This window comes from Arthrobacter sp. SlRoot2-15 (assembly GCF_059739345.1).
The window spans coordinates 1308098-1322485 of sequence record NZ_AP046058.1 but is presented as its reverse complement, the minus strand read 5'-3'; the positions used below and the strand labels follow the sequence as shown (position 1 = coordinate 1322485).

General features: G+C 68.4%; 17 protein-coding genes, 1 tRNA gene and 1 riboswitch. Of the genes, 12 read left to right on the top strand and 6 right to left on the bottom strand.

What is annotated here, in order from left to right; all coding sequences use genetic code 11:
* Positions 1 to 20: 20 nt before the first annotated feature.
* Complete coding sequence (locus AC6I9V_RS05970; protein ID WP_497898689.1) at positions 21 to 245, bottom strand: three-helix bundle dimerization domain-containing protein; 225 nt, start codon at positions 243 to 245, stop codon at positions 21 to 23.
* A 242-nt stretch (positions 246 to 487) separates the two neighbouring features.
* Here AC6I9V_RS05970 and AC6I9V_RS05965 point away from each other — a divergent pair, with 242 nt between their 5' ends.
* On the top strand, positions 488 to 1003 hold the full coding sequence (locus AC6I9V_RS05965; RefSeq protein WP_497898688.1) for a hypothetical protein: 516 nt from the start codon (positions 488 to 490) through the stop codon (positions 1001 to 1003).
* Between the two features lie 89 nt (positions 1004 to 1092).
* Here the strand turns inward: AC6I9V_RS05965 and AC6I9V_RS05960 are convergent.
* Positions 1093 to 1182: transfer RNA gene (locus AC6I9V_RS05960), tRNA-Ser, on the bottom strand.
* A 127-nt stretch (positions 1183 to 1309) separates the two neighbouring features.
* On the opposite strand from AC6I9V_RS05960, the gene AC6I9V_RS05955 reads away from it, so the two are divergent.
* From AC6I9V_RS05955 to AC6I9V_RS05940, 4 genes are read left to right on the top strand one after another with little or no spacing between them, the layout of a single operon-like run.
* Complete coding sequence (locus tag AC6I9V_RS05955) at positions 1310 to 2338, top strand: zinc-dependent alcohol dehydrogenase (protein WP_497898687.1); 1029 nt, start codon at positions 1310 to 1312, stop codon at positions 2336 to 2338.
* A 3-nt stretch (positions 2339 to 2341) separates the two neighbouring features.
* Positions 2342 to 2740, top strand: a complete 399-nt coding sequence (locus AC6I9V_RS05950; RefSeq protein WP_497898686.1) for a 6-pyruvoyl trahydropterin synthase family protein — start codon at positions 2342 to 2344, stop codon at positions 2738 to 2740.
* Between the two features lie 6 nt (positions 2741 to 2746).
* Positions 2747 to 3901, top strand: a complete 1155-nt coding sequence (locus tag AC6I9V_RS05945) for a glycosyltransferase (protein WP_497898685.1) — start codon at positions 2747 to 2749, stop codon at positions 3899 to 3901.
* 4 nt (positions 3902 to 3905) lie between these two features.
* Positions 3906 to 5147 carry a DNA glycosylase AlkZ-like family protein gene (locus AC6I9V_RS05940; protein ID WP_497898684.1) on the top strand — a complete coding sequence of 414 codons (1242 nt, stop codon included), beginning with the start codon at positions 3906 to 3908 and terminating at the stop codon, positions 5145 to 5147.
* A 2-nt stretch (positions 5148 to 5149) separates the two neighbouring features.
* On the opposite strand, the gene AC6I9V_RS05935 is transcribed toward AC6I9V_RS05940, so the two are convergent.
* Positions 5150 to 5653 carry a nucleoside deaminase gene (locus AC6I9V_RS05935; RefSeq protein ID WP_497898683.1) on the bottom strand — a complete coding sequence of 168 codons (504 nt, stop codon included), beginning with the start codon at positions 5651 to 5653 and terminating at the stop codon, positions 5150 to 5152.
* A gap of 98 nt (positions 5654 to 5751) precedes the next feature.
* Here AC6I9V_RS05935 and AC6I9V_RS05930 point away from each other — a divergent pair, with 98 nt between their 5' ends.
* Genes AC6I9V_RS05930 through AC6I9V_RS05920 form a run of 3 tightly spaced genes read left to right on the top strand, consistent with a single transcriptional unit; the run spans position 5752 to position 7647 of the window.
* Positions 5752 to 6567: a phosphatase PAP2 family protein gene (locus AC6I9V_RS05930; RefSeq protein WP_349413827.1), complete on the top strand. Its 816-nt coding sequence runs from the start codon at positions 5752 to 5754 to the stop codon at positions 6565 to 6567.
* 12 nt (positions 6568 to 6579) lie between these two features.
* A complete protein-coding gene (gene upp / locus AC6I9V_RS05925) occupies positions 6580 to 7215 on the top strand; it encodes a uracil phosphoribosyltransferase (protein ID WP_091255877.1) in 636 nt (211 codons plus the stop codon).
* A gap of 54 nt (positions 7216 to 7269) precedes the next feature.
* Positions 7270 to 7647, top strand: coding sequence for a glyoxalase superfamily protein (locus AC6I9V_RS05920; protein WP_349413800.1), 378 nt, complete (start codon positions 7270 to 7272; stop codon positions 7645 to 7647).
* A 116-nt stretch (positions 7648 to 7763) separates the two neighbouring features.
* Here AC6I9V_RS05920 and AC6I9V_RS05915 read toward each other — a convergent pair whose 3' ends face one another.
* The 3 genes from AC6I9V_RS05915 to AC6I9V_RS05905 form a co-directional block, all read right to left on the bottom strand.
* On the bottom strand, positions 7764 to 8501 hold the full coding sequence (locus tag AC6I9V_RS05915) for an aggregation-promoting factor C-terminal-like domain-containing protein (RefSeq protein ID WP_497898682.1): 738 nt from the start codon (positions 8499 to 8501) through the stop codon (positions 7764 to 7766).
* A riboswitch (cyclic di-AMP (ydaO/yuaA leader) is annotated at positions 8500 to 8688 on the bottom strand. It overlaps the preceding gene by 2 nt.
* 107 nt (positions 8689 to 8795) lie before the next feature.
* Positions 8796 to 10391 (bottom strand): sensor histidine kinase, encoded by a 1596-nt coding sequence (locus AC6I9V_RS05910; RefSeq protein WP_497898681.1) that lies wholly within the window; start codon positions 10389 to 10391, stop codon positions 8796 to 8798.
* Positions 10392 to 10394: 3 nt separating this feature from the next.
* The gene (locus AC6I9V_RS05905) at positions 10395 to 11135 is read right to left on the bottom strand and encodes a response regulator transcription factor (protein ID WP_349413797.1); all 741 of its coding nucleotides are present in this window, start codon (positions 11133 to 11135) and stop codon (positions 10395 to 10397) included.
* A 606-nt stretch (positions 11136 to 11741) separates the two neighbouring features.
* On the opposite strand from AC6I9V_RS05905, the gene AC6I9V_RS05900 reads away from it, so the two are divergent.
* The 4 genes from AC6I9V_RS05900 to AC6I9V_RS05885 all read left to right on the top strand — a co-directional run bounded on the left by AC6I9V_RS05900 (position 11742) and on the right by AC6I9V_RS05885 (position 14378).
* Positions 11742 to 12614 (top strand): winged helix-turn-helix domain-containing protein, encoded by an 873-nt coding sequence (locus AC6I9V_RS05900; protein WP_497898680.1) that lies wholly within the window; start codon positions 11742 to 11744, stop codon positions 12612 to 12614.
* A 322-nt stretch (positions 12615 to 12936) separates the two neighbouring features.
* Entirely contained in the window at positions 12937 to 13140 is a 204-nt protein-coding gene (locus AC6I9V_RS05895) for a dodecin family protein (protein WP_146335814.1), read from the top strand.
* 55 nt (positions 13141 to 13195) lie between these two features.
* Positions 13196 to 13723: a SixA phosphatase family protein gene (locus tag AC6I9V_RS05890; RefSeq protein ID WP_497898679.1), complete on the top strand. Its 528-nt coding sequence runs from the start codon at positions 13196 to 13198 to the stop codon at positions 13721 to 13723.
* A 115-nt stretch (positions 13724 to 13838) separates the two neighbouring features.
* Entirely contained in the window at positions 13839 to 14378 is a 540-nt protein-coding gene (locus AC6I9V_RS05885; protein ID WP_497898678.1) for a hypothetical protein, read from the top strand.
* Positions 14379 to 14388 lie beyond the last annotated feature (10 nt).

The window sequence follows — 14388 nt, the reverse complement described above, 5'->3', positions numbered from 1 at the left end:
CAAGGGAGCCGCTGAGGGTATTAGAAGAGGTGACCGGAGGGCTCTGCGGTGAATTCCCGATGGAGCCGATTTCTGGCGCCATTCTCAATAAGGGTGGGGATGTAGCTCCTGATTCGGCCGTCCGCCAAAGATTCGTACTCCTCGCCGACGATGCCGGCGATGTGCGGCCGGGGCGCCTCCGGAAAACGGGCCGACAGGCGATCGATGACTGCACGGATAATGACTTCTTTTTCCGCTTCGCTCACGACGCCAGTTTGGCCCGGGGGCTGAACCGGCGTCAACCAACCTCGCGAAGCCGTCGTCATAATCGCGACTCGGGCTGCGTCCATCCGGCGCCCCGGCAGGATCCCCTTCAGTTACTCTTTGCCAGAGTCTGGTTGCAGCTCTGTGTACGCCTAGTGGACACAGCGAAGCCTGCCGGGCGAAGTCGCGGCGCATGCCGCTGCATGACACGAAAAGTTTCTACTAACCAGGTTCGGAGCTTTCCATGAATGCCCAAACAGAGGATCCTGGCGGCTCGTCCGCAGCCTTCCCGCGCATGGTGCTCTCGGCACCCTTAGCGGGTTATGACGTCACCCTCGCCGAGGGGGAAAACGCGGTGATAGCTCTCAGGGCCATGCAGGCCCTTCCCGGGGCGCTCTACTTCACGCTTCAGATCTTCAGCGCTCGTGATCTGCCGTTGAATGGTCCAGGCGCACAAAAAGTTCCGCGTCCGGAGCCTGTTCCCGGAGGTTTCGTCGTTGAAGTCCTCCTTAAAGGCGCGGAAAGCCCGGGTGATGAAGCTGTGCGGGTTCCGGTCGAAGTCGAATCCGGCGGCGGTGGCATGGGCCGATGGGACATCTCCTACTGGTTCAGAGTGCCCGATCCGGTACCTGCAGAGGTTGCTTTGGCTGTTGCTTGGCCGGCAGCAGGGATCCAGCCCACGGTTCTAGGCATCGCCCGGGACGATATTCTCATGGCGGCTCCCGTGGAGCTCAGCTTTCCCCGCCAGCCATCAGGATGACGGCTCCGGCTGCCACCACTTGCAACCACCGGCGATGAGCGAAAGCTCGGCAGAATGCAGAAAACCCCCGGTTTCCCGGGGGTTTTCATTGGCGGTGACGGTGGGATTTGAACCCACGTTGGCTTTTACACCAAACAACATTTCGAGTGTTGCACCTTCGGCCGCTCGGACACGTCACCAACCTGACTAGGGTACCGGAGCAAGGCGCCCAACCCCAAAACGGCGCCTCGACGGCGCCAGCCCCGCCCCGCCCCGCAGGGCCGAAGCTTCCCCAGGCCCGCCAGCGGCACTAGATTCGGAAGCAAGATGAGCACCTCGACCAGCCCCAACCAGGCAACCGCAACCGCCTACTGGACCGTCGGCCCGGAGCAGGGCGAACTCCGGCGCGAGGAACTGCCGGCGCCCGGTCCCGGCGATGCCCTCGTGCGCGCGCTCTACTCCGGCATCAGCAAGGGCACCGAGATGGTGGTGCACCACGCCCGCGTGCCCGAATGCATCGCCGAGGAAATGGCCGCCCCCCACCAGGAAGGCCACTTCCCGTCGCCGGTGAAGTTCGGCTACCTCTCCGTCGGCGTCGTCGAGGACGGCCCCGCGGACTGGGTGGGCAAGACCGTCTTCTGCCTCCACCCGCACCAGGACCGCTACGTCGTCCCGGTCGAGTCGCTCACGATTGTCCCGGCGAACGTCCCGGCCCGCCGCGCGGTGCTCACCGGCACCGTGGAAACCGCGGTCAACGCCCTCTGGGAAGCCGGGCCGCGGCTCGGCGACCGGGTTGCCGTCATCGGCGCGGGGCTCGTCGGCGGCATGGTGGCCAAGTTCCTCGGGTCCTTCCCGCTCGGCAGGTTCCAGCTGATCGACGTCGACCCCGCCAAGCGCGCCTTCGCCGATACCCTCGGCGTCGACTTCTGCCACCCCGACGACGCACTGGCAGACTGCGACATCGTGATCCACTGCTCCGCCTCGCAGGCCGGTCTCGAACGCGCCCTGCAACTGGTGGGCGACGAGGGCGAGATCATCGAGATGTCCTGGTACGCGGACCGCCGGATCACCCTGCCGCTGGGGGAGGACTTCCACGCCCGGAGGCTCTCCATCCGCGCCAGCCAGGTGGGCGTCGTGGCCCGCGCCCGCCGGCACCGCCGCACCACCGCGGACCGGCTCGAGCTGGCCGTCTCGCTGCTGGCCGACCCGGTCTTCGACACCTTCCTCACCGGCACGTCCGCCTTCAGCGATCTGCCCGACGTCGTCCAGCGCCTCGCCGACGGCAGTCTCGACGCGCTCTGCCACGTCATCGAATACCCCGCCGCCGATGCCCCAGCAACAGAAACCACGAGGTAAACCGTGTTCAGCCTGACCGTCCGCCGCAATTTTATGATCGCCCACAGCCTGCCGCGCCCGGCCTTCGGCCCGGCCCAGGGACTGCACGGAGCCACCTTCGTCACGGAGGTGACCTTCCGGCGTCGGACGCTGAACGGGGATTCGATCGTGCTGGACATCGGCGAGGCCGGCGAGGTGCTGGATGCCGTCCTCTCGGACCTGAACTACAAGAACCTGGACGAGCACCCGGACTTCGCCGGCAAGCTCAGCACCACCGAGGCTCTGGCCGAGTACATCGCCGATGCCGTCGCCGCCAAGATCCGCGTCGGTACCGACGGGCAGGCGCTCGCCGGCCTCGACGTCACGCTGCGCGAAACCCCGGACGCCTGGGCCAGCTACTCCCTCGAATTCGACGCCGGCTAGCAGCCCGTGGAACCGGCCGCCCTCCGCCTGGTGCTGCCAGGCAACGTGCGCCACAACTCGGGCGGCAACGCCTACAACTCCGCACTGCTGCGCACCGTCGCGGCCCTCGGCGTGGCGGCGGAGGCCTGCGAGGTTGACGGCGACTGGCCGGTCGGCGGCCCGAATGAACGGCGGCGGTTCGGCCGGTTGCTGACCGACGCCGACGGCGGCAGGGTCACCCTTGTGGACGGCATGGTGGCGTCCGGGGCGCCGGATGAGCTGGAAGCGGCGGCCTCGGCGGGGATGCCGGCCTGGATCCTGCTGCACATGCCGCTCGGCACGCACCCGGAGCTGGAGCGCCGCGCCCTGCAGGCCGCCGCCGGGGTGATCTGCACCAGCGGCTCGGCCGCGGCGGACCTGCGCCGGCGGCACGGGATTGGCGGAATCGACGGGATCACCGTTGCGTTGCCGGGCACCGCGCCCGCCCCGCCCGCCGCAGGCTCCCAGCCGCCGCACCTCCTCGTGGTGGCGGCGCTGCTGCCCAACAAGGACCAGCTTTTCTTGCTGCGAGCCCTGGCCGGACTCACGGACCTGCCCTGGACGGCGTCCTTCGCCGGCTCGGACACGGCGGACCCGGCCTACGCCGCCCTGCTCCGGCGGGAAATGGAGCGGCTGGCCCTGGCTGAGCGCGTCCGCTTTCCGGGGGAGCTGCGCGGCGCCGCACTGGACGCCGAATGGGCCGCCGCCAACCTCAGCCTGCTGATCTCGCGGGCCGAAACCTACGGGCTGGTGGTCACCGAATCCCTGGCCCGGGGCATTCCCGTGATCGTGCGGCAGGGCACCGGCGCCGTCGAGGCGCTCGCCGCAGGAACCCCTGCGGCGGCCGCGGGCAGCGCCGTCGCCGAAAGCGCCGCCGGCACCACCGCACTGCCAGGCACCGCCGTCGCACTCGCCGAAGACCCGGCCCCGCTGGCCGCCGTGCTCCGCCGCTGGCTCACCGAACCTGCCCTCCGCGCGCAGTGGCGGGACGCCGCAATCGCCGCGCGGAAGCACCTCCCCGGCTGGGACGCCACGGCGCGGGCCGTCCTGGCGATCCTCGGAATTGAGCCCCAGCCCCACCCCGCCGGCCCGCAGTCGTTGTCGATGCCACGGCCCAAAACGGCAACTCCTGGTGGAGAATGACCCCATGACCACCGAGCCGATGACCGTGCAGCTGCCACCCGCCGCGAGCCTCACCCCCGGGCGGCTCCGCGCCTGGTCGTGGCACCGGCAAGGCCTGGACGGCTCGCTGGCCGGGTGCACGGCCGAACAGGTCCTCGCCCGGGCCGGCTGGGCACGGTCCGTGGGCGGCGCCAACCCGTACCTCACTCTCTTCGCCCGGGCCGGCATCCGGCGCGCGCAGGTGGACGCCGACGTCCAGGCCCACCGGATCCTGGAACTCCCGACGGCGCGCGGCTGCACCTACGTGCTCGGCCGGGACGACTTCGCCTGGGCACTGCGGCTGGGACGGGATCCGGCCGAGGCAACCTTCAAGGTGGTGGGCCGGCTCGGGGTGGACCGCGGCGAGATCGCGCTGCTCGAGGAGCAGGTGCTGCACGTCCTGGCAGAAGCGGGCGTCCCGCTGGACCCGCGGCAGCTTAAGGACGAACTCGGCGATTCGGTGCGCAGCCTCGGCGAGGAGGGCAAAAAGAAGGGCGCTGCCACCACGCTGCCCACCGCGCTCGGCATCCTGCAGGCGGAGGGGCGGATCCGCCGTGTCCCCGCCACCGGCCGGCTCGACCAGCAGCGCTACGCCTATGAACCCTGGAACTTGGCACCCAGCGATCTCAGCGACGAGGAGATCCGTGCCGAACTGATCCGGCGCTACCTCGGCTGGACGGGAGGGGCCACGTTCAAGCAGTCGCAGTGGTTCACCGGCTTCACCGTCGCGCAGAGCAAAGCCGCGCTCGCCGCCCTCGGCGCCGTCGAGGTCGCCACCGCCGTCGGCGGGGACCCGCTCTGGATGCTGCCCGACGACGTCGAACGCCTCGCCGCCTTCGAGGAACCTGCCGAAGAACAAATCCAGCTGCTCGCCGGGACCGATTCACTGGTGCTGCTGCGCCGGAACGCGGCGGAGTTGCTGGCGGACCAGGACCGGGACAAACAAGCGCTGGGCCGGCTCGCGCTGCAGGCAGACCTGCCGGACCATCCCATCCTTGACCGCGGCCGGATCATCGGGCTGTGGCAGTACGACCCCGGTCAGGAACGGATCGCCGCCTGGGTGTTCGGTGCGACCACACCGGCTGTGGCCCGGCGGATCGCCGAGGTGGAGGCCTGGATCAAGGAGGACCTGGGCGACTTCCGGGCCTTCAGCCTGGATTCGCCGTCGTCCCGGCAGAAACGGATCGACGCGCTGCGGGCCTCCACCACGGCTACCGCGGAGCGGTAGCCTCAGGCGCCACGGTGGCCGGCGAAGAAGTCCCGCAGCAGCGCACCGCACTCCTGCTCACGGACGCCGCCGTACACCTCCACCCAGTGGTTGAGCCGGCGTTCGCGCAGGATGTCGAATACGGAGCCGGCGGCCCCGGCCTTCTCATCCCAGGCACCGAAAACCACCCGCGGAATCCGGGCCAGCACCACGGCGCCGGCGCACATGGCGCACGGCTCCAGCGTCACCACCAGGGTGCAGTCCTCCAGCCGCCAGCCGTCGTCGCCCAGGCCTTCAAGGGCGCGGCGGGCGCGCAGCCGGGCCGCTGCCTCGCGGATGGCCACCATTTCGGCGTGCGCCGTCGGATCCCCGAGCGCTTCCCGCTCGTTGCGTCCAGTGCCGAGCACCGACCCGTCCGGGCCGATCACGACGGCGCCGATCGGCACGTCCGCGGTGGCCAGCGCCCGGCGCGCCTCGGCGAGGGCCAGGCCCATCCATTCCGCATGCCGGGGCTCGGGAGTAGTCATGGGTCAATGGTAGTTTCGATCCTAAGCAGGCTGTGCACCATCAAAGTGCACCGGGAAGTCGGGAGACAGCAGTGAGCACCAGGACTGAAAGCTGGCTGATGCGGCGCTGGGGCAAGTGGGTGGTGCCGTACGCCGCGCTGTGGATCACGATGCTGATCGGCGGCATCGTCATTGTCGCCCTGGCGCTCACCAGCGCGGAGGTCTATGACAACGTCGTGGACGACGCGGGCCTGGCCAACCTGGACAAGCCGATGCTCTCCTACATGGAGCAGCTGCGCAGTCCGGGCCTGGACTCCTTCGTCACCGGCTTCACCAACATCGGCGGCGGCATCGGCATGCCGATCCTGGCCAGCATCCTGACGGCGTGGCTGATCTGGGTCTCCCGGACCTGGCGGCCGCTGATCCTGATCGGAGGCGCCGCCGCCGTGTCGGTCACCGCCACGTCCCTCGGCAAGAAACTGATCGGCCGGACGCGTCCCGACCACGTCGACGCGGTGCCGCCCTACGAGACCTCGCCGTCGTTCCCCAGCGGCCACACCCTGAACACCACCGTGGTGATCGGGCTGGTGGTCTACCTCGCCTGCCTGCAGGTGAGACGCACGCTCGCCCGGGTCGGCTTCATCACAGCCGGTGCGATCTTCATCTTCGCCATGGGCATGAGCCGGGTCTACCTGGGCCACCACTGGATGACCGACGTGATCATCGGCTGGGTGATCGGGCTGGGCTGGGTGGGGATCGTGATCCTGGCCCACCGGCTCTTCCATGTGCTGAGGCACCGGGAACACACCGGCCCCGCACCGACATTCGACAACGAGGCCCACCTGCGCGACCCCGCCCCAGAGAGCAGCCTTCGCGGCGGAACGGGCGACGCCGATACCCCCGGTCCGGCGGGACGGTCCTCCACGTCCGGGTGATAGTTTTGACCCATGCGCACTCTCGTTGTGGACCACCCGCTGGTCGCCCATAAGCTCACCGTTCTGCGGGACAAGAACACCCCGTCCCCGGTCTTCCGCCAGCTCACTGAGGAGCTCGTCACGCTCCTTGCCTACGAGGCAACCCGCGACGTCCGCACCGAACCCGTGACCATCGAGACGCCGGTCAGCACCACGATCGGCACGGCGTTCACCAAGCCCACCCCGCTGGTGGTCCCGATCCTGCGCGCCGGTCTCGGCATGCTCGAGGGCATGACCAAACTGGTCCCCACGGCCGAGGTCGGCTTCCTGGGCATGGCCCGGGACGAAGAGACCCTGGACATCATCACCTACGCCGAGCGCCTCCCCGAGGACCTGACGGACCGCCAGATCTTCGTCCTGGACCCCATGCTGGCCACCGGCGGCACCTTGCGTGAAGCCATCAAGTTCCTGTTCAAACGCGGCGCCTCGGACGTCACGTGCATCTGCCTGCTGGCCGCCCCGGAGGGCCTGGCCAAGCTGGAAGAGGAACTCTCGGAGGCCAACGTGACGATTGTGCTGGCCTCGATCGACGAGAAGCTCAACGAGAAGTCCTACATTGTCCCCGGCCTGGGCGACGCCGGCGACCGCCTCTACGGCATCGCAGGCTAGCTCCGCGGCCGGTCAGGGGTTCCGGCGGACAGCGCCCGGGACTAGCCTGTGCCCATGGACTGGAAACTTGAACTCGTGTTTGTCCCGGTATCCGACGTGGACCGGGCCAAGGATTTCTACGTCAATCAGGTGGGCTTCAACGCAGACTACGACGAGCGCCCCTCAGAAGGCATCCGCTTCGTCCAGCTGACCCCGCCGGGCTCCGGCTGCTCGATTGCGATCGGCGAGGGTCTCAACGATGCCCCGCCCGGCACCGCCCCGGGCCTCCAGCTGGTGGTCAACGACATCGAGGCCGCCCATAAGCAGCTTAAGGACAACGGTGTGGACGTCAGCGACATCGATGTCCAGGACTGGGGGCACTTTGTCTACTTCGCGGATCCCGACGGCAACAAATGGGGGGTGCAGTACCTCCCCGACCGGCCGAACGCGTAACCCGCCAGGGCGGCCGCTGCCAGGCGGCCCGGCCGCCGCGGGGGCAGGCGCACGCGAGGCCCCGGATTCATTGAATCCGGGGCATCGCTTTCCGCCGGGGCCCGGGTGGCGGCTTCTTAGTACCAGTTGTTCGCGTAGTGGAAGTTCAGGGCGCCGCACGGCGAGCCGTAGCGGTCCTGCACGTACTTCAGGCCCCAGTTGATCTGGGTCCGGTAGTTGGTGCGGTAGTCCGCGCCGGCGCTTGCCATCTTCTCGGCAGGCAGGGACTGGACCACGCCGTAGGCGCCGCTGCTGGGGTTCGTGGCGGTGGTCTTCCAGTCGGACTCCTTGGTCCACAGCTTCTGCAGGCACTGCATTTCGCTGGCGGCCCAGCCGTGGGCGGGCAGCTGCGCGGCGGCATAGGCCTGCGCGCCGGCGGGATCGTCGATGGCGACCGGCTGCACCGGGGCCGCGGCGGGAGCGGGAGCGGCCGGCGCGGCCGGCGCGGGCGGGGCCGGGGGCGCCGGGGCCTCGGCCGGCTTGACCTCGGAGGCCTTGGCGTCCACGGTGCCGGTGGAGGGGGAGGCCGGGGAGTTGCTGCCGACCTGTTCGAACTCCAGCTTCTGCAACGACGCGTCCTTGGACGCGGCCTCCGTGTGGGCCGAGGTGTTGGAAGCCTGGCCCGCGGCGCCTGCGCCCAGCAGGACCGCGAGGGCGGTGGCTACCACGGCGGCGCGCTTGCCCTTGGTGCCGGGGCCGAAGCCAATCCGGGACAGGGCCGTGCGCTTGGCCGGCTCGGCGCGGTGGCGCGCGACGTCGGCTTCAGCTGTCTGTTTAGCGCCTTCTGGGCGCATGGGTACCTTGAATTCAGTCATGTTTGCCTCTCAACGCCTACGGAGTTAGCTGTCGGGTTCGGATGCAAAAATCCGGCCGCACGGAATCTCAACGTGGCGGCTTAACCCCAAGGGTGCATGGATGGAGAATGCCCGGGAACTCTGGGTCCCCCGCCTCTGCCTAATCCATCGGAATCCGGGAAGCGGCAGAGTTTGGCGTCAAACCGGATATGCGGCCAGGTCGATGGCCGCACTCTAGAACGGTACCGGACTTTCCCGCGAAAGTCACATTTAGGTAACGGCGGCCACGGCTGGCGGCGTGGTTGCTCGCTCCTACTATCCCGCCGCAGATGGCGCGGGGAGGCGGACGGTGAACTGCGTGCGGCCGGGCCGGGACGTGACAGCGACGGTGCCGCCGTGGGCTTCGACAATGGCCTGCACAATGGACAGCCCCAGGCCGCTGGTGCCCTCCGCCGTCGCGGCCGGAACAGGGGAGGTCAAGGGGGCGGCGGCTCCGCCGCGCACCCTCGCCGGGGCCGGTTCCGGCGCCGGAACTGCGACGACGGGTGCCGCGGCCGTGACAGGGTTCCGGCGGGACGCGTCGGCCCGGGCAAAGCGGCGGAACACCCGGTCCACGAATTCGGGGGCAATTCCGGTGCCGTTGTCCGTCACCGTGACGATCGCGCTGCCGTCGTCGGCGCACTTCACCCCCGTGGTCACGGTGGTGCCGGGTTCGGTGTGCTTGCGCGCGTTGGAGAGCAGGTTCGCCAGCACCTGGTGCAGCTGGGCGGCGTCACCCCGCACCACTACGGGCTCCTCGGCGAGCTCCAGCTGCCAGAGGCGGTCCGGGGCCATGACCTTCTCGTCGCTGACCGTCTCGATCGCGAGCTGCGAGAGGTCCACGTCGCTGAACTTCAGCGGCTGGCCCTCGTCGAGGCGGGCAAGCAGGAGCAGGTCTTCCACAAGGGTGGTCATCCGTTCCGACTGGCTCTGCACGCGGGCGAGGGATTTCTGGCCGTCCGGGGTGAAGTGCTCGGTCATACGCATCAGCTCCGTGTAGCCGCGGATGGCCGTCAGCGGGGTCCGCAGCTCGTGGGACGCGTCGGCAACGAACTGCCGCACCTTCATCTCGCTCTGCTGCCGCGCCTCCAGCGCGCTGGAAACGTTGTCCAGCATCTGGTTCAGGGCATAGCCCACGCTGCCCACCTCCGTGCCGGGATTGGCGGCCGCCTCCGGCACCCGCACCGCCAGGGCAACCTCGCCGGCGTCGAGCGGGAGGCGGGAGACCTTGGTGGCCACCTCGGACAGGTGCTCCAGCGGTTTCATGGTCCGCCGGATCAGCGCCGTTCCGGCCAGCCCGATCACCACCAGCCCGCCGGCGGAGACCAGGACCATCGTCCAGACCAGTGAAGCCAGCGTGTTCTGTTTGTCCTTCAGGGGCAGGCCGGTAACGATCACATCGCCGTACGGTGTCTGCGCCGCGACCAGCCGGTAGGCGCCGCTGGACAGGGTCCGGTCAACGGGGAGTGCGCCGGGGGTGAGCGCCAGCAGGACGCCGGCGTCGTCGGCGGAGAGCGCCTTCCGGGTGGCGTCGTCGGCGAGGAAGCCGGCGCTGGTGACGGCGTCTCCGAGGATCCGGGCGTTGAGGGTGCCCACCGCCTGGCCGCGTGCTTCCAGCGGATCCCGGCGCCCCTCGCCGTTGCCGGGGCCGGGACGGCCGAACTCCCGCGCCCGTTCGGAGGCCTGGTCCAGCTGGGAGTCCAGCTGTTTCGTCAGGAACAGATCCATCGAGGCGTAGCTGACCAGCCCGACGGCGCCGCAGATCGCAACGAGCAGGGCCATGGCGAGCAGGACCAGTCGTGTGCGCAGGTGCCAAGTGGACGGGCTGCGCCAGTCCCGGCCGGTGCCGGAGTCTCGGGCGGGAGTTGCCACGGACTAGTCCGCCGGTTTCAGGACATACCCGGCGCCGCGCACGGTGTGGATCATCGGCGGGTGGACCGCGTCGACCTTTTTGCGGAGGTAGGAGATGTAGAGCTCCACGATGTTGGCCTGGCCGCCGAAATCGTAGTCCCAAACGCGGTCCAGGATCTGCGCCTTGCTGACCACGCGTTTGGGGTTTTCCATTAGGTAGCGCAGCAGTTCGAACTGGGTGGCGGTCAGATGAAGTTCCTCCCCGGCGCGGGTCACTTCCCGGGTGTCCACGTTCAAGACGAGGTCCCCGACAACGAGCTCGGCGGTGTCCATGGCCGCGACGCCGGAGCGCTGGACCAGCCGGTGCAGCCGCAGCAGGACCTCTTCCATGCTGAACGGCTTGGTCACGTAGTCGTCGCCGCCCGCTGCCAGGCCGGTGATCCGGTCCTGGACGGCGTCCTTGGCGGTCAGGAACAACGCGGGGACCTCCGGCGCGAAGGCCCGGATCCGGCCCAGCAGTTCGACGCCGTCGAAGCCGGGGAGCATAACGTCCAGGACAAGCACGTCCGGCCGGAACTCTTTGGCGAGTTTCACCGCCGTCGGACCGTCCGCCGCCACGGCCACGGACCAGCCGGCCATCCTCAGCCCCATGCTCATGAGCTCCGAGAGGCTGGGTTCGTCATCCACCACCAGGGCGCGGATGGGGGAGCCGTCCGGGTGCGTGAGGTGGGGCAAGTTGTTGGTCATGGAGTGCGAGGTGGCCATGCGACAACTCTCCAATCCGGCAGTAGGGGATGGCTTTGGGGATCCTGTGCGCCAGCTGTGAATCACAGCTTAGCGAGCTGGACCAGTCGGTCCGCCGGATTTGGCCCTTGTCCGGCCCGCGGACGGGAAAGGCGTGGGCGTCCAGGGCCCCTGATTTTGCTGCCGCGCCTTACCGTGAACGATTTCCGGCCGACGAGGTGACGTGGCGAATAATCTTCGACAGAACCCGGGAACCGACCGTTCGTTCGGCAATAACAAAGCACACTTCCTTGACTCGCCAGAATTGTGACTTGCGCTACAAACTCCCGTTTTGTCTCACAATGCGGACTTTGGGGTCCATTGTTACTTGCTAGTTCTTATTGTTACGTTGCACACTTCAAATGTGAACAAGAACTCAACAGCACCTGCAGCCGCAGCTTCCTGGATCAGCGCACCAGCTGGTACCGAGATGCGCTGTTGTCGAATGCACGCCTAACTTCTCCACCCCAGAACGTTTCTAGGCATTCGCTCCCAGCCCAGCGTCGGGCGCCCCTCCCCAGTTCTCATTGCGGGGAACTTAAGCATTCGAGCCGCGATGACGGCCATTCACATTGAGGTAAGCATTCCATGTCAGTTGCATCCGGATACGTCCACATCTCCGTCCGTAACGCCAACAAGGCCGGCCAGGCATCCGGCCTTCGCCAGGGCTTTGGCGGCCGCCCGAGCTACGGCCCCGCGGGAGCAGGCAACAGCTTCCCCGCCCCCGGTTACGCCGCCCAGGGCTACAATCCCAACTCTTACGGCCAGCTGCGCGCCGTCCCCGCCGCCGAGCCGGCCCCGGCCACCGCGCCGACTCCGGTGATCGCCCCCGGCACCGGCAGCCCGGTCCGCCCCGTGCCCAACGACAATGTGGCCCGCGGCTTTGTGCTTTACATGGGCATCGATGAGGAAACCGCCGCGGCTGCCGGGACCTCCATTGCCAAGCTGGCGCAGGAAATCCGCGCCTACGCCCAGTCGCTGGTCGCCGGCGCCGAAAGCTACGCCGCCGTCGCCGTCGCCCCGGCATCCGCCCCGGGGTCCGCGCTCGACGTCGTCCGCTCCACCTTCGGCGATCCGACCGCCGGCGCCCGCCAGCGCGCCGAGAACGCCCGGCTCCAGCAGCCGCAGGATCCGCGCCCGTCCGGTGTGCTGATCGACCTCGCCCGCCGTGAAGTGGCGCTCGACGGCGAATCGCTGAACCTGACGTTCAAGGAATTCGAGCTCCTCAACTACCTCGTGGAGAACGGGACCCGCACCGTGGGCCGCGATGAGCTGCTCGAGGGCCTGTGGCGCAATGCCGAAGAGGTCCCCAACGAGCGCACCATCGACGTGCACATCCGCCGCCTGCGCTCCAAGCTCGGACGCCTGGCCAACACCGTGCGGACCGTGCGCGGCCAGGGGTACCGGTTCTACGAGCACCCCGAAGTCGTAGTCTGGGCCGCTCCGGAGTACTCCATCTAGCCTTAGCCTATTTGCGAAGCGCCTGTCCCTGGTGGGGGCGGGCGCTTTCGCTTTCGCGGCACGGTGGTCGCGCGCGCCCGGCGGCATTTTGCCGTGCCTTAGACACCTCCCTCGTTCCTCGGTCGGCGATGCGGCACTACGCAAAACGCCGCCAGCCGCGCTTTCGGGATGTGCCGCTGCGCTACAGCGCCCTCGCACCACGCTTTGGCCGCCTCGGATGGTCCGGGCGACGGAGTACGTGCCTCCGCGGCTGTTGGCCCTGTTGTGATTCCTTCCTTCGGGCGTAGTCTCGGTCCCGTCGAGCCGACTATTGGGAGGAAACATGTCTGTTGCACGTATTACTACCCTGAGCTCCAATTCGAAGACCTCGTTTGATGCCGCCATTAAGGAGGGCGTCGACCGGGCCAACAAGACCCTGCGCAATGTTACGGGGGCGTGGGTGAAGGAGCAGAAGGTCGAAATCAGCGACGGCGCCGTCGTGGCCTGGCACGTGGTGCTCGAGGTGACCTTCGTTCTGGACGACTGAAGGGACTGAGGTGATGCGCGCCCGTGGCGGATCCGGGCCGCACTAGGATTGAGCCATGAGCGCGCATCACATCAAACGTCTGGTGCTCATGCGGCACGCCAAGGCCGACTGGCCCGGCGGCGTCGCCGATCATGAGCGGCCGCTGGATGAGCGCGGACACCGCGAGGCGCCGCTGGCGGGCAAATGGCTCCTCAAGCACGGGGTGGTGCCGGATTTCATCCTGTGCTCCAGCGCCCTGCGGACCAGGCAGACCTGCACCTGGGTGTGCAGTGAACTGGGGGACAAGGCCCCGACGCCGAAACTCGAGGACGGACTGTACGGCGCTTCGGCCCTGCGCATGCTGGCGGTCATCAACCACGTTCCGGACACGGTCACGACGCTTATGGTGATCTCCCACATGCCCGGCGTGCAGGACTTGGCCATGCATCTCGCGTCCCGGGACTCCAACCATGACGCCTACATGGATGCGGCCACCCGCTATCCCACCAGTGGCCTGACGGTCTTCGAGACGGAGAAGCCGTGGGCCGAGCTCGACGGTCAGGACGCCCGGCTTACGCACTTCAAGGTGCCGCGGGCAAAATAGCAGGCCAGCGGGCTTCCGGATTGATGGCCTGCGTGCTGATTGTGTTGTTTACTGATGCTGTTATTGCTTTTACTGCCGGTGTTGTCTTAGTGACCGAGGGAAAAGGTGGATCAGCGTGGATTCAGGACAGCTCGTAGGGATCATCGTCGGCGTCGTGGTGGTACTCGCGATCGTCGCAGGAGCAATTTACTTCAGCCGCAAGCGCAAGACTGAAGCGGACAGGAACCGGGCCGCCGAAATGCGCGAAAAAGCGGAAGCCGACCAGCTTGCCGCGCGGGAGCACGAGGCGAAGGCGGCCCGGGCGGAAGCCGACGCGAAGGCAGCCGAAGTCGAAGCCGAACGCCTCCGCATGCAGGCGCGCGGGACGCAGCAGGAAGCCCAAACCGTCCGCGCCGGCGCCGAGGACCAGCTTCGCCGGGCCGACGAAGTCGATCCTGACGTCGTCGTCACCGAGCGCGGCGACGCCGGCCACCACGACACCGAGCACCTGGACGCCCGCCACCCGGACGCCGCGCCCCAGGAGGAGCTGCGCCGGGACCGGGCCGGCCGCGAGCGGCCGGCCGAGGCGGGCGGTGCCGCCGGGATCCGCGAGGACACGGCTGCGGAGCGGCATGACACCGAGGGCCCACACGGCGAACGGCCGCGCAATCTCTGACGCGCCGGAA